We start from the raw sequence: 22065 nt of genomic DNA, 5'->3' as shown, positions 1-22065 counted from the left end.
CTCCTGACATGAATCTGCTTTTTCAAATTCAAACCCGAGTGATTGGTCCGGCATCCCAACTTCTTGAGTGATGGATTCTTGACCGCGGGGTCCTTTTCCAGAAGGATGAAAAGCATGTCGATCTTCGCGGAAGAACAAAATACGACTGTATGGTATGTAAGGGAGAACAAAAATTATGAAAAAGATTTTTGCGTTGTTGTGCATTGTGGGAATGACTTTGCCAGCGCTTGCTGCGAGCGATAAAGCAACTCTTAACGCACGTCTGGAGAGCGCCCGTACGGTGATCGATGAGATCATGCAGACGCCTGACAAGGGTATTCCTAATTCGATTGTGAAAAAGGCCACCTGCATTGCAGTTGTTCCCAGCTTGAAGAAGGGCGCGTTCATCGTTGGTGCGGAATATGGACAGGGGGTGGTAACCTGCCGCACCGGACGGGGTTGGAGCGGCCCAGTCTTCATCCGTATGGCGGGAGGATCGTTTGGTTTCCAGATTGGCGGGCAGGGAACAGATCTTGTATTGGTAGCCGTCAATGACAAAGGATTGCAGGACCTGTTGAAAAGTAAGTTTAAGATTGGCGGGGATGCTGCCGCTTCCGCCGGTCCGGTTGGGCGTAACGCACAGGCTGAGACCGACATCTCCATGCGGGCCGAGTTGTTGACCTATTCGCGCAGCAAGGGACTGTTTGCCGGCATCGACCTTGACGGCACGACAGTCAGCCAGAACACCGAAGACACAACGACCTTGTATGGCGCGCCGCATACCTTTAATGAAATCCTTAAAGGAAATGTGCTGCCGCCGGAGGATTCGCGGCCATTCCTGCGCACGATTGCTAAGTATTTCCATACTTCACAGGTGGAATCGGGTTTGTAAGGTTTCCTCAACCAGTAGAAGAAAGGGCCGCTTTCGCGGCCCTTTCCATTTGGCCCCTGGAGTCTGTATTTACGAATTTTCTTTTGCATTTACACTGACAATTAATTTTCTTAAATGCAGGAAAATCTCGAGTTCGCTGTTGTCTGGATGCTTGTACGTCTACTTGGCCTGTTGCCGCGGAGCATTGCCCGGCCTGTTGGCGCGGCGATAGGGTGGTTGGCATTCCGGATTGTGCCCAGATTGCGAAGCGTTGGGTTGAGAAACCTCACACTGGCGTTTCCAGAGTGGCCTGACAGGCAAAGGCGGGAGACCCTGCGCCTCCTCTATAGAAACCTGGGATGGCTGATGGCCGAATTTTGCCAGATGCCGAAATACACGCGGGAGAATTCGCGGGCATTTCTTCGTTATGAAGGACTGGAACACTACCTGGACGCACGCGCCAAGGGCAAAGGTGTGTTGATTGTGACCGGGCATCTGGGCGCCTGGGAGTTGTCGAGTTTTTACCACTCGCTCATGGGCTATCCCATGAGCATGGTCATACGGCGGCTGGATAACGCCAGAGTAGACAATCTGGTTAATCACATTCGTTGTTTGCATGGGAATCGCGTCTTGCACAAGGATGATTTCGCGCGCGGTCTGCTGGGCGCGATGCGGGCGGGTGAGACCGTCGGCATCCTGATGGACACGAACATGACACCGCCCCAGGGTGTCTTTGTTCCGTATTTTGGCAAGGTGGCGTGTACGGCTTCCGGGCTGGCGCGGGTGGCATTGAAAACCGGTGCGACCGTGTTGCCTGGCTTCATGCTGTGGGAGAAGGCTGAGCAGAAATACGTGCTGCATTTTGGCGAGGAGATTGTGCTTGACCGCACCGGTAACAACGAAGCCGATGCGGTGACCAATACAGCGAAATGCACGGCGGCAATTGAGGCGTATGTAAGGCGGTATCCTGATCAGTGGCTGTGGGTACACAGAAGATGGAAAACGTGTCCCGAGGGTGAAGGGCCGGTGTATTGATGGAACAGGCAATGCGCTTGAACGAACTAGCAGCTTCGATTGGCGCAGAGTTGCGCGGAAATGGTGACGCGACAGCAACGCGCGTTTCCAGCGCTGCGCGGGCTGATGCTGATTCCCTGATCTTTGCTGAAGACGCGGCGACCTTGCGCGAAGCGCTGGATTCAAAGGCTGTGGCGGTGCTCGTGACGGAGGAATTGGCTTCACGGGCAGCTTGTGCAAAGCCGCTGCTGGTCATGCGCCAACCTCGTCTGGGATTTGCGCGGGCGGCGCGTCTGCTGCAGATGATTGATCGCAAGACAGGCATACACATCTCCGCGATAGTGGCTGCAAATGCCGTTCTTGGAGAGGGTGTTTTTATCGATGCCCATGCCGTTGTCGAAGACAGCGCGGAAATTGGCGCGGGATCAAGAATTGGCGCAGGTTCGATGATTGGCGCAGGAGCGCATATCGGGAAAGATTGCCGGATATATCCGCGGGTTGTGCTATATCCCGGCGTCACGATGGGTGATCGTGTGGTGGTTCATGCGGGCGCGGTGCTGGGTGCAGATGGTTTTGGCTACGTTCGCGACGCAGCGACGGGTGAGTACCTGCAGTTTCCCCAGCAGGGCAGGCTCGTCATTGAAGACGATGTTGAAATTGGCGCAAATACTACGGTCGATCGCGGGGCGCTTGATGAGACGCGCATCGCGCGCGGTGTAAAGCTCGATAATCTTGTCCATGTTGGTCATAACGTTCGCGTGGGCAAAAACGTCGTCATCGCTGCGCAGACCGGCATCTCCGGCAGCAGCGTGATTGGCGATAACGCTGTTCTTGGCGGACAGATCGGGATCGGTGACCACGCCGATATCGGCGAAAGAGTTATTCTCGGCTCGCAGTCCGGGATTCTTCCATGGAAGAAGCTTCGCGGTCCGGGTGTGGTCCACTGGGGAACGCCCGCGAAACCGCTCAAAGAGTATCTGAAAGAACTGGCTGCGCTGGCGCGGCTGGCGCGTCCCCGCAATAAAAAAGAGGACTAGCTGTGGCTATCGTTGTCGTCGGCGGGCACTCTCGCAATATCGGCAAGACCGCCGTGGCTGCGGGCCTGATCGCGCACCTGCCGCAGTATCACTGGACAGCATTCAAGGTTACGCAATACGGTCATGGCTTCTGCACAGCGAACGGCGAGCCATGCGATTGCCAGACCGACGATCATACTCTGGCCTTCAGCGAAGAGCGCAGCACAACCAGTGGCACGGACACTGCCCGGTTTCTGGCCGCCGGGGCAGAGCGATCGATCTGGGTGCGGACGCGCGTGGGCATGCTGGCCGAGGCGATGCCGCGCATCCGCAAAGAAATTGCCGCAGCCGAGGATGTAATCATCGAATCGAACAGCATCCTGCAATTTCTGAAACCGGATTTGTATTTGACCGTTCTTGATCCTGGTACTGCTGACTTCAAAGATTCGGCGCGGCTGTTTCTCGACCGCGCAGATGCAGTGCTCATAAACACTGCGGGACACAGTCTGGTTCCGCGCTGGAGCGGGGTTTCGCTCCGGCTGATCGAGGGCAAGCCGCAGTTTGAGATCACTCCGCCGGATTACATGACTCACGAGGTGGCAGATTTTGTGGAGCGGCGCTTGCACGAAGTTCAGACAGGGCAGATGCGCTTTCGAGGTGAAACATGAAAAGGAAATTGGGGCGGCCGCTTGTTTTGCTTGTATTCCTGATCGTGATTTTGGCGATGGCGTGGGTATTTCTGCGGCGAAGCGAGGGCCGCAGAGACATCGTGGATGCCGAGACAGTACCGGCTCTGACCGTCACCAGCTCGAGTTTTCCCAATGGTGGCATGATTCCGGCAAGATTCACCTGTGATGGCGAAGACGTTTCTCCGCAGCTATCCATTTCCTCACCACCGACCCGAACAAAGAGTCTTACATTGATCGTGGACGATCCGGACGCTCCTGCGGGCAGTTTTGTGCACTGGGTAGCTTTCAATCTCTCACCAGGATTGCATGACCTGCCTGAGGGAGCTTCAGCCAGACCAGAAACCCTGCAGGGCGGGGCGCAAGGGAGAAATGATTTCGATAAGAACGGATACGGAGGTCCATGCCCGCCGGGGAACAAGCCGCACCATTACTTTTTCCGTATATATGCGCTGGATACTTTCTTGCAGCTTCCTGAAGGCTCCACCAGATCAGTGGTAGCGCAGGCGGCAAAAGGGCATGTGGTGGCCGAGGGCAAATTGGTGGGGTTGTATACGCGTAGACAATAGCGGAAGAAGATAGCATGATGAGAGCAGACGAGGCGTTATGGCGACAGCGCACAACCTCCCAATCTCGGTAAGCGAGTACCTGCATACCAGCTACCACCCGGATTGCGACTATGTGGACGGCATTATCGAGGAGCGGAATTTGGGAGAGCTGGACCACTCGGAATTGCAAGGCGCATTATTGGCCTGGTTTGCAGCACACAGGCGTGAATGGGGAATTAAAGCAGTGCCGGAGATTCGGATACAAACGTCTTCGACGCGGTTTCGCGTGGCCGATGTTTGCGTGATCTCAAGTTCAGCGCCACGCGAACAAATCATCATGACAGCTCCGCTTGCCGTCATTGAGATTCTTTCGCCAGATGATCGCGTAAGCCGCTATCGCCGGCGGCTGGATGACTACCGGAAAATGGGCGTGAAGAACATCTGGGTCATCGATCCGGCAGCGCGCAAGGGCTTTGACTGCTCAACAGGTGACTGGATTGAGACGAGTGATTTCGCAGCGGCGGGAACTCCGGTTGAACTACATCTCGATACGATCTTTGCCGACATCGACCAGAAATAGGTTTACTTCTGTGGCGGGAATGGCTCAGTCTTCATCGATCCGTCTCTCTGCTTAATCAGAATCTGTACTTTTCCTTCGGCCTTCTCCAGGTGCTCCCTGCACTCGGCTGAGAGGCGCATACCTTCCTCGAACAACTTGATTGAGTCTTCAAGGGGCAGGTCGCCGCGCTCCATCTGCTCGACGATCTTCTCCAGCCTCTTCAGCGATTCTTCAAAGCTTGCCAATGCCTGTCCCCTCGATTGTGTTTATACAGCGCTGACGCCGGGCAGCACGCTGGCCAGCACTTCTGCAGCGGCAGTGTAACGGCCAAATGGCGCGCTGACCTGCACGCCTTGCACCATGGGACGCGCGGTTTCAAGCATATCCTGCGCGATGCGGATGCCTTCAGCACGCGCGGCTTCGGGCGACGTTGTTGCCTGCATGCGCAGCATGATGCTGTCCGGAACGGCGACGCGCAGGTCGTTCTTCATGAACTCGGCGTTACGCAGGCTGGTGAGCGGCCAGATGCCGGCAATCACCGGGATGCGGAATTCTTCAACACGCTTCAGAAAGGCTTCAAGCACGCGCAGGTCAAAGACGGGTTGTGTGATGGCGTATTCCGCGCCCGCCTCTACCTTGTAGGCAAAGCGGCGGACCTCGCCATCAATGTCAGGCACGCCGGGGTTGGCCGCGCAGGCAATTGTGAATCCGGTAGACGCGCCAATCGGGTTGCCGCCGATGTCGAGTCCATGATTCAGCCGGTGGACGATGTTCACCAGGCCGATGGAATCCACGTCGAAAACAGCGGTGGCGTCAGGATAATTGCCCAGCTTCGGCGGATCGCCGGTAAGGCACAGAATATTTTTCAGACCGATCGACGAAGCGCCCAGCAGGTCACTCTGGATACTGAGTACGTTGCGGTCGCGACAGGTGTAGTGCAGGATCGTCTCGATGCCGGTTTTCTGTTGGATCTGGATGCAAAGGCTCTGTGCGCTCATGCGGGCCGAAGCGCGAGGCGAATCCGGCACGTTGATGACGTCGATACCGAGACCCGCGAGCAGGCTTGCGCCTGCCAGCTCTTTGGAGCAGTCAATGCCTTTTGGCGGAACGATCTCCACCATCGCAATGAATTTTCCCTCATGGACAAGCCGCCCAACGCGCGAGCGTTCCGCCAGGGGCGCGGGCGGTGTCTCCGTCACAATGGGCGCGCGCGATTTGTGCGTGGGACTGGTCTTCTGCGCATCCATGGCGCGTGTCGCGGACTTCATGGCCCGAATGTGGTTCGGCGTGGTGCCGCAACAGCCGCCGATAAATTGCGCGCCTGCCCGCAGAAATTTTCTGGTGAAGCTCGCCATGTATTCGGGCGAGCAGAGATAAATGTTGCGCCCATCCACGGCGCGCGGCATGCCTGCATTTGGCATCACCGCAAGCGGAAGGCTGCTGGCTGTTGCCATGCACTCAAGGGCGGTAAGCACGGTCGCCGGACCGGTGCTGCAGTTCACGCCAATGGCGTCCGCCCCCCAGGATGTGAGCTTGGCTGCTGCCGCTTCCGGGCTTGTGCCGTCGAGGCACTGTGCTTCTTCATCGACCGTGACAAGCGTCATGACGGGGATATCGGGCGCCACTTCATGGGCGGCCAGCAGCGCCTGCTCGGCTTCGTTGAGCGCGGGCATGGTTTCAATCACAAGCAGGTCGACGCCCACGCCTGGGCCTCCAGCAACGAGGCCACGTATCTGCTCGGCAAAGGCTGCGCGTGCTTCCTCAAGAGATGTTTTGCCGAGTGGCTCAAGATGGATGCCCAACGGCCCGATTGACCCGGCGACCCATGCCGTTCCGGCCTGCTTGTCTTTTAGTTGAGCAACGGCCTGACGGGCGATCTTAACTCCAGCCTTATTGATTTCGGCGACCTTGTCCTGAAACCCATAGCGGACCAGGCGGAAGTGGTTCGCGCCGAATGTATTTGTCTCAATGACCTCGGCGCCGGTCTGCAGGTACTCTTCATGAATGGAACGCACGAGTTCAGGCTGCGAGAGATTCAGCTCGTCGTAGCAGCGGTTGATAAATACGCCGCGGTCGTACAGCATTGAGCCCATTGCTCCGTCAAACAGAACAGTACGGTTGCCAAAGAGGTCGTGAAGGCGGTTCGTCATCGGTCTTGTTGTCATGCTAAGGCAGTTGCGCCACAATCGCCAGCGGAGAACCAATTCCGGCACGGCGAATCACGCGGCCGCGAGCAGACTGGACGCTTCTGCTTTGTTATACTTGGCTTTCCCGCGAACTTCTTAACGAAGAACGGTTGAGGTCTCAGGATTTGAAGAGAAGAAGTCTGCTTTCAGTTGTTGGATTGGTTTGCTCGGTAACATTTTTGACCGCCTGCGGTAAGAATTTTTACTTTGCAGGTCGCAATCTTCCGCCGAGCGGCGTTTTGAATCGCGTACTCGTCGCCGTCCAGAACCCGAGTGCGCTGGCCAAGGGCACGCTGCTATTTGACGACGCACTTTACGATATTCGCCATGCCTACAACAATGTGAACGTAAACTTCTCAATCAGTGGCTTTTCCGGCGCGCTGCCGGTCACCATCCAGAACATGCCTGAGCAGCAGGTCGGCGCTATCTATTCAATTGGCGATGGCAGCCTTGCCACCGTCAGCTATGCCAGCGAAAAGCAGCAGAGCAGCACGGGCGCAGCCAACCTGAACGGAATCTCGCAGAGCATCTTCATTTCCCGCGATCTGGCCTACATCTACGCAGCTTCGCAATCGCTCCACTCGCTCACCGTTGTCGATCACGGCACGACCTACACGCTGAATCTTCCCGGCGTCTATCGCGTGTCCATGAACCCCGGCAATACCGTCGCGCTGGCCTTTGTTCAGAACACAAATGACGTGTACAGCGTCGTCCACCTGAATGCCGACCAGCAGCAGGCCGCTATTAATAATCCGCACTGGAACCCGGGACTGCCGAATTCGCAGCCAGCGCAGGACTGCGAGCCGCAAAACCTGCCAGTGTATTGCGTCTTTCCAGTGAGTGCGGCCAGCGGCGTCTCATTTGACCGCCCGGTAAAGGCCGTTTTTTCACCCGATGGCACGACCGCCTATGTCCTTGACTGCGGCCCTGAATGCGGCGGAACAACCGCTGGGATTACGACAATCCCAATCACAACCTCATCACTCAATCCCTCGGGAGTTGGGGCCAGCGGCATCGCCCTGGTCGGGACGAGCAATATAGCTGTGCCGGGAGGCGTTACCAACGGTGTCTTCAGCGGAAACTCCTTCTATGTGGCGGGTCAGCAACTACAAAGCGATGGCCTGCTGGCAGGTAACCTTTCCGTCGTAAACATCTCAACTGGACAGGTGACAGGGCAGTTTTCCATCAGCGATGGGACGCATAACAAGATGGTGCTGGCGGACAACAACACGCTCTGGATCGGCTCCTATCAGTGCCAGTCGGGCGAGCGTTACAAACTGAGCCAATCGACCGCGCCGGGTACCCCCTTCGGCTGCATCACCATGTTCAACACATCGAACAATTCGGTGCTGGTGGAGTCTTTCAAGGGCGACGGCACTGGCATCGCTGCTGTGACTGGCCTGAACAAGGTCTATACGGCGGAAGGCGGCCAAGTCTACATCTATAACACTGCCGACGGCACTGCACGCGATAACACCAACGTGACCGTTACAGGCACTGCCTACGACGTGGCTTATATGGACGCCGCGACCAACGGGGACAATACCACATACTAGCCAGGTCATAAATTCAGGAGAGAGGCGCGATCTGGACATCGCGCCTTTTTTGTCTTGCATAGATCACAGTACATTTCCTTCCGTGAACCAGAAAATTGAAGATATAGAAACAGTTCCGTAACGGTGCGGTCACACTCTGGGTGCATTCTTTCGTGGGTTCAACTTTCTCGGAGGAATCCCCTATGACCCTGCGGAAAATCGCATCGCAAACCCTCAGGAGCGTCCGCACCAGCACCATCGCGGTGGCGCTCTTGCAGCTATGCCTGGGAACACCGTTCTCTGAACTGGCGAACGCCCAGGATGACAACTCCGCCCATACCCGCTCACCAATCAAACATGTAATTGTGATTATCGGTGAGAACCGTACATTCGACCATGTCTTCGCAACTTATAAGCCGAAGGCCGGTGAAACTGTCTCTAATCTTCTATCCAAGGAGATCATCGACGAAGATGGAAACCCCGGCCCGAACTACTGGCTGGCCACCCAACTCAACGCGGAAGATACGCACGCAGACAAATATGACACCAGCCCACAGATGAAATCGCTTTATCCCAATCTGCTGGCGCCGCTGTCTGGAGGTCCAACCGACGTTTGCAAGGACAACGGTATTTGCACCTTGGCGCAGGCGCGGACTTCAGAAAATGGCTTGGCGCCCGGATATTACAAGTACCTGTTGACGGGCGGCACCGGGCTGGCAAGCCACACTCCGGACACCCGCATTCAGGGAGTGCTCAGCACGGCGCCTTATTCGAATCTGCCTGCCGGGCCGTTCCAGCTGACCAATTCCGATACCTTTCCTTATGACGCCTATGCTGCAAGTCCCGTGCACCGCTTCTATCAGATGTGGCAGCAACTGGATTGCAACCGCGGTTATGGGACGGAGTGGAACCCTGAGGGTTGCCGCGCCGACCTGTTCTCTTATGTTGAAACCACCGTGGGAGCGGGAACCAACGGATTGAAGCAGGCCGCCAACTTCAGCACCGACTACAGCCCGACGGCGACAACTACGGGCGAAGGGTCAACTGCCCTGGGCTTCTATAACGTACTACAGGGCGATGCTCCCTACCTGAAGTACCTGGCGGACCACTACGCCATGAGCGACAACTTCCACCAGGCGGTCATGGGCGGGACCGGCGCGAATCACATCATGCTGGGAACGGGAGACGCAATCTGGTTCAGCGACGCTGATGGCAATCCTGCCACGCCTCCCCACAAACAGTTGGTATATGCTGGTACGCCGAGCGCGGGCGTAGTGGATGAGATTGAGAATCCTAACCCGCAGCCTAAGACAAACAACTGGTACACGGAAGACGGCTATGGCGCCGGCGCATTTGGATCACCGGCCCATGGCGGCGGAAGCTACACGAACTGCTCTGACAGCGATGCGCCGGGCGCGGACGCGGTCCTGACCTATCTCTCCTCATTGCCGCGGCTGGTAGATCCGCGCTGCGAGCCCGATCACTACTACCTGCTGAACAACTACAATCCGGGCTACTTCGGAGACGGTTCGAATGCGTACACGGACCACAATGTTGCGAATACGCCGTTTACGATTCCGCCCTCAAGCGTGAGAAATATAGGCGATGCGATGCTTGAGAAAAACATCTCCTGGGTGTACTTCGGTGACCAATGGAACGCCTACCTGAAGGACAAATATCAGCAGAACTTTGGAACAGTCGGCGCGAACAGCGACCAGTACTGCAACATCTGCAATTTCTTCCAGTACTCCACCTCGATCATGACCAACGCAGCCGTACGGACTGCGCACCTGAAGGACACAACCGACCTCTATGCCGACATCAAGGCTGGCACGCTTCCGGCGGTTTCTTTCGTGAAGCCGAGTGGGTGGGTGGACGGTCATCCTGCTTCATCGAAGCTCGATCTGTTCGAAGGGTTTGTAAAAAAGATCGTGGATGGAGTGAAGAGCAATCCCAAACTGTGGAAAGACACCGCCATTTTCATCACATTCGACGAGGGCGGCGGCTATTATGACTCGGGCTATGTTCAGGCGCTGGACTATTTCGGCGACGGAACCAGAATTCCGATGCTTGTGGTTTCACGTTTCACGAAGCCGGGCCATATTTCGCATGACTATACCGACCACGTATCCATCCTGAAGTTCATCGAGCGAAACTGGGACCTGGATCCCTTAACTAACCGGAGCCGCGATAACTTCCCCAATCCGCGGTACGCAAAGGACAATCATTACGTACCTGTCAACGGTCCAGCAATTGGAGACCTGTTCGATCTCTTCGATTTCGGAAAGTAATCAATCACTCTGCCAGAAAAGCCTCCTGCGCGACCAAAAGCGCAGGAGGCTTTCTTTTTGAGTTGTGGATGACCGCGACATTACCTCGCGCCGTTCGTCTGCTGTTTCTTCAACTCTGTAAGGAACGCCTGCTCGCGGTCTTCCACATAGTTTTTATAGCCATCCGGATCGATAAACGGGTTTGTGCCGCCGTTCTTTATCCGGGCGTATTTTTCGGTCATTGCGTAATAGCCTCCGTGCGCGCCGAGAAACACGTCGCAGGGCAATGACTTCAGCACGCGGAAGGTGCGCTCGTAGTCCTGCGCAATCTGCGGATACTTTGTGTTATTCACCAGCTTGTATCCGGGATTGACGTTCGGGCTCCCCACGATCACAACGTTGTATGTTTTGCCGCTGTCTTGAACCTTAAGCGTCCAGGTGGTGCATCCTCTCGTGTGCCCCGGCGTCAGGTGCGCTGTCAGGACGACGTCGCCCAGCTTCACTTCATCGCCATCGTGGAGTACGCGATCGACTTTCGCAGGCGGAAAGAGCATGTCCTTTGAATGGCCATACTGGAAATCGCTCCTGCCGCCGTCTTCCACGGATGGAACATCAGCGTCCATCACCATGTATTTCGCTCCGGTCATCTGCTTGATGCGCGCGCTTCCGGCGCAATGGTCGATGTGTGCGTGGCTGATAAGCAGAATCTTGATGTCAGAGAATTTAAACCCAAGCTGCTCTACGCTCTTTTTGATTTGCGCCGGAGAAGATGCGAGATTGCTGTTGATCAGGATGTGTCCCTGCGGCGTCGTGATGAGAAACGCGGCAAGATCTTTGCTGCCGACATAATAGATATTCCCGATGATGCGATGCGGCGGAAAAGATTCAACCCAGTCAGGATTGGTCTGGGCGAACAGGTGGGCGGACGGGGCAAAGAAACTGCCAAGGAAAACGGCAATTGCAATGAGACGAGAAGGCATAGGCAACAGCATGACACTGCAAATGTGAACGCCGCCATCTGCTGTTGTGGGAAACTGATGACCTTCTATATACCCGTCTCTAGCCCGAATCAGTGATACAAAGGCTGAGGAGACCTCTGGCCGAATCCTCATGCCTGAAAATTCCATAGCTGACATTTTGGCCATCGCGGCGCATCGCGACGATGTAGAGCAGACCTGTGGCGGCACTTTGCTCAAGATGAAGGCGTTCGGCTGGCGCACGGCTATTCTGGACCTCACCCAGGGAGAAGCCGGCACGCGCGGCACAGCCGCTGATCGGGCGGCCGAGGCGGCTGATGCAGCAAAGATTCTCGGCGTAATCCGGCGGCAGGCCCTTGATATTCCCGATGGCCGCGTTGAAAACACCTACGAGAACCGCGTCAAGATCGTCCACGTTTTGCGCGAAGTACGTCCGCGCGTGGTGATTCTGCCGTATTGGACGGGCCGGCATCCGGATCACTACACGACATCATCGCTTGGCTACGAAGCGTGTTTTCTGTCTGGCCTTGCCAAGCTCGAGACCGGAGCGCCTCCGCACCGTCCATTCAAGATTCTTTATGCCAGCCTTTACGCAGACGTGCGGCCCAGCTTCGTGGTCGATATCACGCCATACATCGAACAGCGGCATCGGGCGCTGATGGCGTACAAATCCCAATACCGGAACCAGGCAGCCGGCAGCGGCCTGTTTGTGCCCGAGGAAGAGATCCGCGAGCGTACGTTCGCCGAGGCGCGCCACTACGGGTTGCTGGGCGGTGTACGCTATGCGGAACCTTTTGTGCAGAAAGAAGTATGGCTGGTCGAGGACTTACTGCAAATTCCAGTGCAGTCGATGTGAGGACGAGTTCAAAAAACTTTGCTGCTGCGGAAAAGGGCAATTGCGACAATCACGGCGAACAGCAGGAAATAGACAATGGTGCGAAGCGTCCCCAGCCTTTCATCAGGCATTAAGAGCCTGGCCATGCGGATCAAAGGCATCGACGACCCGATTACGTCCGCTGCGCTTGGCTTCGTAAAGAGCGCGGTCTGCGGCCTCAATCAAGACACTTGCGTCCGCGCCCACGTCGGGAACCAGCGTCGCACAGCCAACGCTGACTGTGACAATATTGTGCTGGCTGCCAGGGTGTTCGATCCGGAGGCTTTCAACCGTTTGGCGGAGCCGCTGCGCCATTTCAAACGCACCCTGCCGGTCGGTATCGGGTAACACAATTGCAAATTCCTCGCCGCCAAAGCGCGCGACTGTGTCTCCTGCGCGCCGGAATACCTGTCGCGCGGCATCAGAGATCTTGCGCAGGCAGGTGTCTCCGCGGAGGTGCCCATACAGGTCGTTATAGAACTTGAAATGATCCACGTCGAATAGCAGAAGCGAGATGGGCGATGTAGTGCGACAGGCTCGGAGCCATTCGTGCCCCAGGGTTTCATCAAGCTGTCTGCGGTTGGCTGTGCCGGTCAGAGGATCTACCGAGGCCAGTGTTTCGAGAGCGAGATAAGCATCTTGCAGACGTTCTTCCGCCGCCTTGCGTTCGGCTACATTCCGGACAACATTCACATAGCCAATCGGCTCTCCTGTAATCCGGTCGCAGTAGAGGCTTATGTTGGCCTCCATCCAGAGGTATGTCCCGTCTTTCTTTCGGCAGCGGTAGGTTAGGGATTTTGCCGGCTCGCCGCTCTTCAGCGCTTCCAGCATGGCTGTCAATGCTGCAACATCGTCAGGATGAACGATACCGTCCTCGTATGTAGCTCCAATCAGCTCCCTAGGGTCCCAGCCCATCATCCATTGCACCGCGGGAGAAATATATTCGCGGTGGTGATTGAGGTCGGTAAGAACGATGATGTCTCGGGAATTTTCTGCCAGTAAACGGTAAAGCTGCTCGCTTTTTCGCGCGGCTTGTTCAGCAAGACGGCGCTCGTTGAGCACAACGGCCACCAATGCCACGCAAAGCACCGCGCAGGCCAGCAAAATCTGAACGTGCAGGACCTGATGCTGCCAGCTCTGGTCCTGGATCAGAGTCATTGCTCCTCGTCCGCGCATCAGGGAGATAACCGCAAAGACTGCTATGACACAGACGCCGAGAATCCCTCCGCGCATGCCCAGGCGCACAACAATCAAAAGTAGTGGTGGGAAGAGAATAAAGAATACGGGAAAGCCGGTAGTGTGGAAAACGAAATATGAGCAGACTGACATCAGCGCCAGGAGACCAGTACTCTCCAAAATGCGCCTCCGCTCCAGCAACACAACTCCTTCACGATCAAAGAAAGAAAGAATGATGGGCGTGACGATGATCGCGCCAAGCGCATTGGAGTAGAACCAGTTACGTCCGAAGTGCGGTGGCACATTCTGATGCAGCAGGCGATATAGCGGAGCGGCGCAGGCAGCCGATATCGCAGGCGCGATGAATCCGCCCACCAGACAGAGCCGGGCGAGTTCGCGAGGGCGCGAAAAGCGTACAGTGCGCTCTGTAATCCAGGCGAATGGGTAAGCTGCGATAGCGGCTTCCAATATGTCGCACCCTGAAAGTGCAAAGCTGACGGGAACGGAATCCCCCCCAGTCAGATGCGCCGATACGTATGCGGCATATCCAGTAATGAAAATCGCAGGCCATCTCTTCCGCACATTCAGCAATAGGACAGAAAGAAGAACCGCGTTGGGCCACCAGAACGCTGCGTCGCCTTCCGCTCCTGTGTCGAAAAGCATGCTGACCCGTGCAATCAGGTAGACGGCGGAGAACAGGACAGCCAGGACAGAAAAATATTTTAAGTCAACAAGTGACGCTTCAGCGGTGCTTGAACGTTCCATATCGCTCTCATAGTTATCGGAGAAGCACAAATCATTTTTTAAGAGCAACGCTCGGCGATGAGGAACAGTATATGAACGAACGCCGGAACAGGTTCAGCCTACCTCATTCCTGTGAGATTGGGAATCCAGGATACTTTCCCTGATGTGTCAATGTTAATCTGGAGCGTCCCCTGTCCACCTTCCTGCAAGTCCGGTCCTGTAGCAGTGTGTTCCTGACCCGAGGCATCCGTGTACTGGAGCTTGACGGGGCCATTGCCCAGAATCTTGAAGCGATAGTGGTACTGTGCTCCCGCCGCCAGCGAACCGACGCCAAAGCTTGCGCTAGGATAATCAACTTCAATGAGCGCGAGCTTGGCGCCACTGTTGTTGGTAATCGTCGCCGATACAAAAGCTGAGCGGCAGCCGGCAAAAACGAAACAGACCAGGGCAAGAAGGGAAGCAACGGCAAAGGCTTTTTTCATAGTATCGTCTTACGTTCGAGAATACGCGCCGTCAGGACAACTCCAGTCTGATTCGTGTGCAGCGTGATGGGAAAAACGAGGACATTCCAAACCCACGCCTCGCCCTTACGGGGAAGATTGAGCAGGCCCCGATATGTACGGTCAATGTACGTCTCTCGCTGCACGGCGACGGTGCGGAAGATTTCGCGCCAGTCATTAGCAAGTTCAGGCAGCTCGTCGAACATGTTGCGGCCAATGAACCACTCTCGCGGACGTTCCAGCAGGCGTGCGCATGTCTCATTCACATACTGCCAGTTGCCATTTACATCGAGAATCTCCAGCACCGAATCATCGCCAATGGCCATGTTGATGCGCGAGTAGAAAAAGTCACGCGCATCCACCACCACAGGTTTGCCGCGCTTCTTTGCTTCAAGGGAGCGCAACGCCGCGATCAGGTCGTCGATGGAACTGTAGCCCTTGAGCAGGTGCATGTCTTCCGGGCCGCCAAACCTGCGCTCAAGCGTTGCCGAAAGAATGATGATCGGCACCTCGGGATGGCGCTCTCGAAGCTTGGCCGCCACATCGGTACCGAATTGCCCCGCGCCCAGGTGATAATCCAGCACGGCAATGTCGATATCATCCAGCAGCTTCTCCGCCTCTTCTATCGTGGTGGCTGTTTCGGCCAGATAGCCGTGCTTGCGAAGAATAGTGGACCGCAGGAGAAGGTTCTCCGGATGGTCATCAAGCAACAGCACACGAATAGGCTCGGCTACGGCTTGCGGTGCCCGTTCGTTTTCGATACCTTGTTCATTTTCCATCTGTATCTGTGATGCAACACTCTACCGCATTGCTGCTATTCGTTTTCAGGTTTCCGTTTCCGTTGAAATTGCCTCAGCATCTCCGGCAGACGCGGCATGATAGCGCTTACGCGCAGCCATTGCCGATTGTCATAAGCCGGTGATCCGCTGATGATCTTTCCTGCCTCGATATTGCCACCCACGCCCGACTGCGCTGTGACGATCACGCGATCTCCAATATGGCAGTGCCCCGCAACCCCGACCTGGCCGGCAAGAATCGCATCATCGCCGATATGCGTCGATCCCGCGAGCCCCACCTGCGCGCACAATAACGTGTTTTCGCCAATCGATGAGCCATGTCCTACCTGCACCAGGTTGTCGATCTTCGCGCCGCGTCCAATGCGCGTTTCGCCTACGCTGGCGCGGTCAATGCACGAGTTGGCCTGGATCTCAACATCGTCCTCAACAATCGCAGGGCCAGACTGAACAATCTTGTGCCACTTTCCCGCATCATCCTTCGCAAAGCCGTAGCCGTCAGAACCGACTACGACCCCGTTTTGCAGTACGACATTATTGCCCAGGCGACAGTCCTCGCGGACGACAGAATGTGCGTGCGCAAAGAAATGATCCCCAATGCGGGCGTTGGGATAAATAACAGCGTGCGGCAGAATGGTAGCGTGATCGCCGATGACACAGTTCTCTCCGATGACCACGTAAGCGCCGATAGACGCTTCTCGCCCGATTTTTGCAGTTGGGCTAATGACTGCGGTCGCGTGAATCCCGGGCGCGTAAAGCGGAGGTGGGTGAAAAATCTCGATGGCGCGGGCAAAAGCCAGATAGGGATTCTTGATACGAAGCGTCGAAGCGTGGATCTCAGGGAAGTCGGGTGCAACCAGCACAGCTCCAGCCTTGGTCTTTTTGGCCAGAAGTGCGTACTTGGAATTGGCTACGAACGTGACTTGTCCCGGTCCTGCCTCTTCAATTCCGGCAACGCCCGTAATTTCGGTGTCCGGCGTGCCCCGGCACTCCGCGCCCAGCTGCTCTGCAAGCTCCCCTAACTTCATGCGGCGATTGTAAATGGATTAGACAGACAGGTTATGGGGTTTAATTTCGCGCCATCGGAAACAACGATTCCTGCCGCTCCTCCGGCTTAGCCGCCACCGCAGGCTTCTTCCGGGCTGCGCCTCCAACTACGGCCACAACCTCAAGCTCTGCCAGCGACACACGAGGCAGCCAGACGCGCTGCGTATTGCTGCGTGTGTCCGGCGGAGTCAGGAAGAACCCCTCGGCATCGAGCAGCCCGATATTGTTCTCAGACAGACCTTCCAGCACATCGCCGTCTCTCAACTGAACCCGGACCCAGAGACCCTCACCCCGTGGTCGTCCGGCAAAACTCTTGCGCGCCAGTTTTTCCGGATTGTCAATCTCTCCAGAATTAAAGTCACGCACGAAGCATACCCATTTAACTTCCTGAATTGAAATAGCTAATACTTTTCCACTCAGATCAAGAATCTCGATGGCTCCCTGGCGCGTGAAAGCAGAGACAGACACATAGCCTGCAACCCAATCGCGGGTATATCTCCGGACAATCGCTTTTTTCCGCCCTGAGCTCATCGATTCACACAGATGACGCACGTCATTGTCGCACGCCGCAAAACCGGTTCGCAGCGAAAATTGTGCAAGCCCATAGCCAATCGGGTTCCCGTATGTTAAAGTATTGCTTTGTATTGCGGGAAGCGCGGCATCTAAATAATTGCAAATAATAGATTTAAGTACTCCGTCAGGAGTGCGTCCCGCTTGGCTTCATCAGATTTCTTCTCAGATTGTTAAGGCATGCCTGACTACATTTATCTCCTCGAAAATCGCCTCTCTCCAGCTCAACAGAAAGCAGTTCAACAGGTTCGCGACGCCGCCCGTGACGCCGGAATGACCGTCTTTCTGACTGGCGGCGCGGTGCGCGACCTTTCCACGGGCACTTCTGTCCGAGATCTCGATTTCACCGTTCAGGGGAACGCCACCAAGTTGAAGAAGCCGTTGGAAAAGGCAGGAGCTACACTCTGGGGCGAGTACGAGCCCACCCGCACCTTGTTCTTCTGGTTTCCGGGCAGCGTGCGCGTCGAGGTCTCCAGCGCGCGCCGCGAAGAGTATCCCAAACCGGGTAAGCCCGTTTATCACTGGGCGCCAATTCTTGATGACCTGCGCCGCCGCGATTTCACTGCAAACGCCATGGCCATCTCGCTTAACGAAGGCTCCTATGGTCTCCTGCTCGACCCGCTGAACGGCATGGCCGACATTGAAGCGCGGCACCTCCGCCTGGTCAGCCCTTATGGATTTATCGAAGACCCATCCCGTGTCCTACGGGCTGTCCGTCTGCGCACACGGCTCGGATGGGACCTTGATGATCGAACCCAGGCGCGTTACGAGAACGCCAAGAATGAGGGCGTGATTGACGCCATCCCTACGCACCTGAAAGGGTACGAACTCGAAGAGATTGGCCATGAAGAAGACGGTCTGCGCGCTCTCAAAACTCTCGAATCCGAAGGCTGGATGAAGCACATCTTCCCGGCCTGGACGAGCGCAAAGGCGGACGTGCGCAACCTCGAAAACCTGCGCGAAAACTACTATCAACTGCTCATCCAGGGGGTGCATCCTGACATCTCCGCCCCGCAGATGGAGCTACTTACGGCCAAGATGCAGCCGAAGGATATCGCAACCCTGAAGCGGGCATTCATCCGTCCCGGATTTGTACAGCAGTGGAACCACCTCGAAACCGAAACCAGGCACTTTGCCAAGGTCTTTACCGGCAAAGAAGCGGCCACGCCTTCGGCGACGTGGAAACTGCTGACCTCGTATCAACCGGAGCCGGTTCTCTGGCTGGCGCATACCGGCAAGGGCGCAGCCATCCAGAACAAGTTCAAGAATTTCTTCACCGTCTGGCCCGAGGCGCGGCAGAAGGTCCCCGCTGCGCTCATGCAGGAGATGCGCATCACTCCGGACATTGAACGCTATGACGAGCTGCTGCGCGAGCTTTTCTTCAACTTGATCGACAACAAGCTGCGAACCGATGAAGAGATGAAGGCGTTTTTGGAGCCCTACTCTCCGCCCGCGCCGCCTCCGCCGGTCACTATTCGCCGCTCGCGCAAAAAAGCCGCCGAGCCGAAGATCAAATCGGAAAAGCCCACCGACGAAGAAGTCGACGAGGAAGAATTGCCCCATCCCGACGACCTCGATCTGGAAGCAGACGACCTCGAAGAAACAGAAGACGAAGAAGAAGCCGAAGAGGAAGAAACGAAGCCCGCGGCAAAATCGAAGGCTTCACCTGCGCCTGCAAAGAAAGAAGCGGAGAAGAAACCAGCATCTCCCGCGCCTGCCAGGTCTGCAAAAAAGGAAACTGCCAGGCCGGCAGTCAATGCCAAAACTGTCCCGGCTAAGAAAGAGCCTGCGAAACCTGCACCGGCAAAATCTGCAAAGAAGGCCGCGCCTCCAGCAAAGAAGCAAGTCGTGAAGAAGAGCGCTCCGAAGCCTGCGCCCAAAAAGCCTGCGAAGACCGCTGCAAAACCGGTTGCGAAGAAACCTGCAAAGAAGGTCGTGGCGAAGCCGGCCAGGCCTGCAAAGAAAGCCGCAAAAAAGAAGCGCTGAACGCGCTTACGCTTGCCATTGAAACGCCATGCTATCGTCGTAGGCATATTTCAAATGGACTTGGTGGAAGCGTAGGGCTTTAGCCCAGCGAATTCGCACGGAATATGAAGGGCTTCAGTCCTGGGTATTTTTGCGCTGTAATGCGATAGCTAATTTTTAAGGAGCGCGACGTATGGCAAGCGGCTTCTCTTCCTGTTGCAGGTGGGTATTCTCAGCAATCCTAACGATGGGTCTCAGCGCGGCAATTGCCCAACCCTCAAATCACAACAATGCGCGTCTCGAAGGCGCTTACACCTTCGAGCGTAATGGCTGGACATACGTCCACCTGCAGGGCACGCCTGAACAGATCGGCTACCAGCATGGCTATCTGCTCGCCGGCAAAATCGAAGACGCCTACCACGTCTACAAACTGGAAGATGAGCACAGCACGCAGCGTGACTGGGCCTTCTATCGCAACGCCGCGAAAACAATCCTCTGGCCGCACATCGACCCTGAATACCAGCAGGAATTGTCTGCCATCGCCGAGGGCGTCCAGGCCAAGGGCATAAAGCTCGATGTCTGGGACATCGTCGCCCTCAACGCAACCATGGAACTGTCCGAATACTATGTTCCCTGGCTGAACAAGCAGCAGCACGCAAAGAACGCCCCGAAAGTCAATGCGCCCGGCAATTGCAGCGCATTCATTGCTACCGGCAGCTATACCAAAGACGGCAAGATCGTCATCGCGCACAACAACTGGAGCTCGTACGCCGAAGGCTCACGCTGGACCATGATCTTCGACATCCAGCCTGCAAAGGGCCATCGCATTCTCATGGACGGCGTCCCCGGCATGATTACCAGCAACGACGACTTCGGCGTCAACGACGCCGGCATCATGCTGAGCGAAACCACCATCAGCCAGTTCGAGGGCTGGGACTCCGATGGCAAGCCGACCTTCATGCGCTCGCGCAAGGCTCTCCAGTATGCGGACTCGATTGACGACGTAGTCGCCATCATGCGTGACGGCAACAACGGCGGCTACGCCAACGACTGGCTCATCGGCGACCGCAAGACAAACGAAATCGCCTATCTTGAGCTGGGCTTGAAGAACACGCCGCTATGGCGGACCAGAGACGGATACTTTGTCAGCTCGAACTTCGCACGCGATCCAAAACTGATTAAGGAAGAAACGGACGGCTTCGACTACAACGATCTCTCCACCTCGCCCAACGCCCGCCGTGTGCGCTGGGAGCAGGAGATGGCGACGCACAAGGGCGCGATTGACGCATCAGCCGCTGAACAATTTCTCGCCGATCACGAAGACAGCTATCTCAAAAAAGAGCAGGCCGACCAGCGCACTCTCTGCGGACACGTCGACACGGTGAAGGAAGGTATCCCGCAGTGGGAGTGGCGGCCGTATTATCCCGGCGGCGCGGTGCAGGGTAAAGTCACCACCAGCGACATGGCGGAGAACATGAGCCTGATCGCCCATGCGGGCCATCCCTGCGGCGAAGATTTTCTTGCCGCGCCATTTCTCGCCGCACACCCCGAGTTCAACTACCTGAAGCCGGTCCTCCGCGACATGAAATCCGGCCCTTGGACAACATTCAAAAGCGGTGAAAAAGAGGAGTAGTCTGAGCCAACAGCGGGGCAATGGAGATCGCAATGTTTTTCTTTCCCCGTCGATAAGGTTCGTAAGTAGAATGCGGTAACAAATCAAGAGCCACTGGCATGAATCCGATCACTGCAAGCCTCGTCGTGTTCGTGTGCGCTTTTGGTGGTGCGCTGCTTGGCATCTTCATCCACCGCCGGCTCCCTGAAGACCACTTGAGTGGCGAAACCAAAGATGTCGTAAAACTCGGCATGGCTCTCGTGTCAACAACGGTGGCCTTGGTGCTTGGGTTGCTGGTGTCTTCAGCCAAAGGCTTTTACGACACCCAGAACGCCGAAGTCACTCAACTCTCTACCAACATTGTGCTGCTTGACCGTCTGCTCGCTCACTATGGACCGGAAGCCGCCGAAGCCCGTTCGACGTTGCGAACCGGTATCCAGGCTCAGATCGATTTGATGTGGTGGCGAGACTCCCACACAACTTTCTCTCAGCTTGACGCGCCGCAAAATGAAATTCTCCTCGACAAGATTCAGGAGCTTTCCCCAAAAGAGGACCGGCAACGGGCCTTACAGGCGCAGGCTCTCAATCTTGCGATCCAATTAGGGCAGGTCCGGTTGCTGATGTTCCAACAGCGGCGAGTCCCAATTCCAAGTCTGTTGCTGATCACGCTGGTCTTTTGGCTCACTGCGCTGTTTATCAGTTTCGGGCTTTTTGCTCCGCTGAATGTCACTGTGGTCGCCAGCCAGTTCATCGCTGCAGTGGCTGTGTGCGCAGCCATTTACTTGATTCTCGAGTTCTACTACCCCTATTCGGGACTGATTCAGATCTCTGATGCCCCTCTGCGTGCGGCGCTCGCGCAACTAGCAAAGTAAAGTTATCGCCGCGTCCCATAGGGTGAAGAGATTCTACCCTCACTTGAGAACTCAATCTCTTTACCTTCTCCACAACATCTCAATTGGCGAGATTGACTCGGCGAGACTATCCGTAGGTGTTGTAAGACTGCGGAACCTCTGTGTCCTCTGCGGTGAAAGGCCTGAAGCCCCGACCCTGTGGAAAACTTTGTCAAGCCCCCCGAGCCACTAACTCACACACTCTAAACAGCTTAAGCATGACCGATAATTACCGCATAATTTGCTACACTG

20 protein-coding genes are annotated in these 22065 nt (G+C 56.1%); 12 read left to right on the top strand and 8 right to left on the bottom strand.

The window, feature by feature from the left end:
- The first annotated feature begins 175 nt into the window (after nucleotides 1–175).
- From VEV40_RS10480 to VEV40_RS10455, 6 genes are all read left to right on the top strand, one after another.
- Entirely contained in the window at nucleotides 176–871 is a 696-nt protein-coding gene (locus VEV40_RS10480) for a lipid-binding SYLF domain-containing protein (RefSeq protein ID WP_324832172.1), read from the top strand.
- A 114-nt stretch (nucleotides 872–985) separates the two neighbouring features.
- Nucleotides 986–1885 carry a lysophospholipid acyltransferase family protein gene (locus tag VEV40_RS10475; protein ID WP_324832170.1) on the top strand — a complete coding sequence of 300 codons (900 nt, stop codon included), beginning with the start codon at nucleotides 986–988 and terminating at the stop codon, nucleotides 1883–1885.
- Nucleotides 1886–1896: 11 nt separating this feature from the next.
- Nucleotides 1897–2901 (top strand): UDP-3-O-(3-hydroxymyristoyl)glucosamine N-acyltransferase, encoded by a 1005-nt coding sequence (gene lpxD, locus VEV40_RS10470; protein ID WP_324832169.1) that lies wholly within the window; start codon nucleotides 1897–1899, stop codon nucleotides 2899–2901.
- Between the two features lie 2 nt (nucleotides 2902–2903).
- On the top strand, nucleotides 2904–3548 hold the full coding sequence (locus VEV40_RS10465) for a hypothetical protein (protein WP_324832168.1): 645 nt from the start codon (nucleotides 2904–2906) through the stop codon (nucleotides 3546–3548).
- Nucleotides 3545–4135 carry a YbhB/YbcL family Raf kinase inhibitor-like protein gene (locus tag VEV40_RS10460; RefSeq protein WP_324832166.1) on the top strand — a complete coding sequence of 197 codons (591 nt, stop codon included), beginning with the start codon at nucleotides 3545–3547 and terminating at the stop codon, nucleotides 4133–4135. Before VEV40_RS10465 ends, VEV40_RS10460 begins: the two co-directional genes overlap by 4 nt.
- 37 nt (nucleotides 4136–4172) lie before the next feature.
- Complete coding sequence (locus VEV40_RS10455) at nucleotides 4173–4694, top strand: Uma2 family endonuclease (protein ID WP_324832164.1); 522 nt, start codon at nucleotides 4173–4175, stop codon at nucleotides 4692–4694.
- A 2-nt stretch (nucleotides 4695–4696) separates the two neighbouring features.
- On the opposite strand, the gene xseB is transcribed toward VEV40_RS10455, so the two are convergent.
- Together xseB and VEV40_RS10445 are read right to left on the bottom strand one after the other, a co-directional pair.
- A complete protein-coding gene (gene xseB / locus VEV40_RS10450; RefSeq protein ID WP_324832163.1) occupies nucleotides 4697–4918 on the bottom strand; it encodes an exodeoxyribonuclease VII small subunit in 222 nt (73 codons plus the stop codon).
- Nucleotides 4919–4939: 21 nt separating this feature from the next.
- Nucleotides 4940–6823 (bottom strand): bifunctional homocysteine S-methyltransferase/methylenetetrahydrofolate reductase, encoded by a 1884-nt coding sequence (locus VEV40_RS10445; protein ID WP_324832162.1) that lies wholly within the window; start codon nucleotides 6821–6823, stop codon nucleotides 4940–4942.
- A 275-nt stretch (nucleotides 6824–7098) separates the two neighbouring features.
- On the opposite strand from VEV40_RS10445, the gene VEV40_RS10440 reads away from it, so the two are divergent.
- Together VEV40_RS10440 and VEV40_RS10435 are read left to right on the top strand one after the other, a co-directional pair.
- Entirely contained in the window at nucleotides 7099–8415 is a 1317-nt protein-coding gene (locus VEV40_RS10440) for a hypothetical protein (protein WP_324832161.1), read from the top strand.
- A gap of 182 nt (nucleotides 8416–8597) precedes the next feature.
- A complete protein-coding gene (locus VEV40_RS10435) occupies nucleotides 8598–10685 on the top strand; it encodes an alkaline phosphatase family protein (protein ID WP_324832160.1) in 2088 nt (695 codons plus the stop codon).
- 80 nt (nucleotides 10686–10765) lie between these two features.
- Here the strand turns inward: VEV40_RS10435 and bla are convergent, their stop codons facing one another.
- Nucleotides 10766–11644 carry a subclass B3 metallo-beta-lactamase gene (gene bla / locus VEV40_RS10430; RefSeq protein WP_324832158.1) on the bottom strand — a complete coding sequence of 293 codons (879 nt, stop codon included), beginning with the start codon at nucleotides 11642–11644 and terminating at the stop codon, nucleotides 10766–10768.
- A gap of 130 nt (nucleotides 11645–11774) precedes the next feature.
- Between bla and bshB1 the strand changes: the two genes are divergently transcribed.
- A complete protein-coding gene (gene bshB1, locus VEV40_RS10425; RefSeq protein ID WP_324832157.1) occupies nucleotides 11775–12497 on the top strand; it encodes a bacillithiol biosynthesis deacetylase BshB1 in 723 nt (240 codons plus the stop codon).
- Between the two features lie 102 nt (nucleotides 12498–12599).
- Here bshB1 and VEV40_RS10420 read toward each other — a convergent pair whose 3' ends face one another.
- The 5 genes from VEV40_RS10420 to VEV40_RS10400 form a co-directional block, all read right to left on the bottom strand.
- On the bottom strand, nucleotides 12600–14456 hold the full coding sequence (locus VEV40_RS10420) for a sensor domain-containing diguanylate cyclase (RefSeq protein ID WP_324832156.1): 1857 nt from the start codon (nucleotides 14454–14456) through the stop codon (nucleotides 12600–12602).
- Nucleotides 14457–14554: 98 nt separating this feature from the next.
- Nucleotides 14555–14917, bottom strand: a complete 363-nt coding sequence (locus VEV40_RS10415) for a hypothetical protein (protein ID WP_324832155.1) — start codon at nucleotides 14915–14917, stop codon at nucleotides 14555–14557.
- On the bottom strand, nucleotides 14914–15714 hold the full coding sequence (locus tag VEV40_RS10410) for a response regulator (RefSeq protein ID WP_324832154.1): 801 nt from the start codon (nucleotides 15712–15714) through the stop codon (nucleotides 14914–14916). The genes VEV40_RS10415 and VEV40_RS10410 overlap by 4 nt, the downstream gene beginning before the upstream one ends.
- A 35-nt stretch (nucleotides 15715–15749) precedes the next feature.
- The gene (lpxD, locus tag VEV40_RS10405) at nucleotides 15750–16757 is read right to left on the bottom strand and encodes a UDP-3-O-(3-hydroxymyristoyl)glucosamine N-acyltransferase (RefSeq protein WP_324832152.1); all 1008 of its coding nucleotides are present in this window, start codon (nucleotides 16755–16757) and stop codon (nucleotides 15750–15752) included.
- A gap of 40 nt (nucleotides 16758–16797) precedes the next feature.
- Complete coding sequence (locus VEV40_RS10400) at nucleotides 16798–17307, bottom strand: DUF6982 domain-containing protein (protein WP_414637839.1); 510 nt, start codon at nucleotides 17305–17307, stop codon at nucleotides 16798–16800.
- A 219-nt stretch (nucleotides 17308–17526) separates the two neighbouring features.
- Here VEV40_RS10400 and VEV40_RS10395 point away from each other — a divergent pair, with 219 nt between their 5' ends.
- The 3 genes from VEV40_RS10395 (at nucleotide 17527) to VEV40_RS10385 (ending at nucleotide 21795) form a co-directional block, all read left to right on the top strand.
- Nucleotides 17527–19332: a CCA tRNA nucleotidyltransferase gene (locus tag VEV40_RS10395; protein WP_324832150.1), complete on the top strand. Its 1806-nt coding sequence runs from the start codon at nucleotides 17527–17529 to the stop codon at nucleotides 19330–19332.
- 226 nt (nucleotides 19333–19558) lie between these two features.
- Nucleotides 19559–20944: a C45 family peptidase gene (locus tag VEV40_RS10390; RefSeq protein ID WP_324832149.1), complete on the top strand. Its 1386-nt coding sequence runs from the start codon at nucleotides 19559–19561 to the stop codon at nucleotides 20942–20944.
- A 98-nt stretch (nucleotides 20945–21042) separates the two neighbouring features.
- Nucleotides 21043–21795 (top strand): hypothetical protein, encoded by a 753-nt coding sequence (locus tag VEV40_RS10385; RefSeq protein WP_324832147.1) that lies wholly within the window; start codon nucleotides 21043–21045, stop codon nucleotides 21793–21795.
- Nucleotides 21796–22065: the final 270 nt, after the last annotated feature.

It is taken from the genome of Alloacidobacterium sp. (assembly GCF_035631355.1).
Taxonomy (GTDB): domain Bacteria; phylum Acidobacteriota; class Terriglobia; order Terriglobales; family Acidobacteriaceae; genus Alloacidobacterium.
This window is presented reverse-complemented; position numbering and strand designations above follow the sequence as displayed.

Bases quoted from the DNA above. Each gene is read 5' to 3' on its own strand.
- VEV40_RS10455 (WP_324832164.1), top strand. From the start codon at position 4,173: ATGGCGACAGCGCACAACCTCCCAATCTCGGTAAGCGAGTACCTGCAT.
- VEV40_RS10420 (WP_324832156.1), bottom strand. From the start codon at position 14,456: ATGGAACGTTCAAGCACCGCTGAAGCGTCACTTGTTGACTTAAAATAT.
- VEV40_RS10460 (WP_324832166.1), top strand. From the start codon at position 3,545: ATGAAAAGGAAATTGGGGCGGCCGCTTGTTTTGCTTGTATTCCTGATC.
- lpxD (WP_324832152.1), bottom strand. From the start codon at position 16,757: ATGAAGTTAGGGGAGCTTGCAGAGCAGCTGGGCGCGGAGTGCCGGGGC.
- VEV40_RS10385 (WP_324832147.1), top strand. From the start codon at position 21,043: ATGAATCCGATCACTGCAAGCCTCGTCGTGTTCGTGTGCGCTTTTGGT.
- VEV40_RS10480 (WP_324832172.1), top strand. From the start codon at position 176: ATGAAAAAGATTTTTGCGTTGTTGTGCATTGTGGGAATGACTTTGCCA.
- bshB1 (WP_324832157.1), top strand. From the start codon at position 11,775: ATGCCTGAAAATTCCATAGCTGACATTTTGGCCATCGCGGCGCATCGC.
- VEV40_RS10390 (WP_324832149.1), top strand. From the start codon at position 19,559: ATGGGTCTCAGCGCGGCAATTGCCCAACCCTCAAATCACAACAATGCG.
- VEV40_RS10395 (WP_324832150.1), top strand. From the start codon at position 17,527: ATGCCTGACTACATTTATCTCCTCGAAAATCGCCTCTCTCCAGCTCAA.
- VEV40_RS10410 (WP_324832154.1), bottom strand. From the start codon at position 15,714: ATGGAAAATGAACAAGGTATCGAAAACGAACGGGCACCGCAAGCCGTA.
- lpxD (WP_324832169.1), top strand. From the start codon at position 1,897: ATGCGCTTGAACGAACTAGCAGCTTCGATTGGCGCAGAGTTGCGCGGA.
- VEV40_RS10445 (WP_324832162.1), bottom strand. From the start codon at position 6,823: ATGACGAACCGCCTTCACGACCTCTTTGGCAACCGTACTGTTCTGTTT.
- VEV40_RS10435 (WP_324832160.1), top strand. From the start codon at position 8,598: ATGACCCTGCGGAAAATCGCATCGCAAACCCTCAGGAGCGTCCGCACC.
- VEV40_RS10475 (WP_324832170.1), top strand. From the start codon at position 986: ATGCAGGAAAATCTCGAGTTCGCTGTTGTCTGGATGCTTGTACGTCTA.
- VEV40_RS10415 (WP_324832155.1), bottom strand. From the start codon at position 14,917: ATGAAAAAAGCCTTTGCCGTTGCTTCCCTTCTTGCCCTGGTCTGTTTC.
- VEV40_RS10400 (WP_414637839.1), bottom strand. From the start codon at position 17,307: ATGAGCTCAGGGCGGAAAAAAGCGATTGTCCGGAGATATACCCGCGAT.
- bla (WP_324832158.1), bottom strand. From the start codon at position 11,644: ATGCCTTCTCGTCTCATTGCAATTGCCGTTTTCCTTGGCAGTTTCTTT.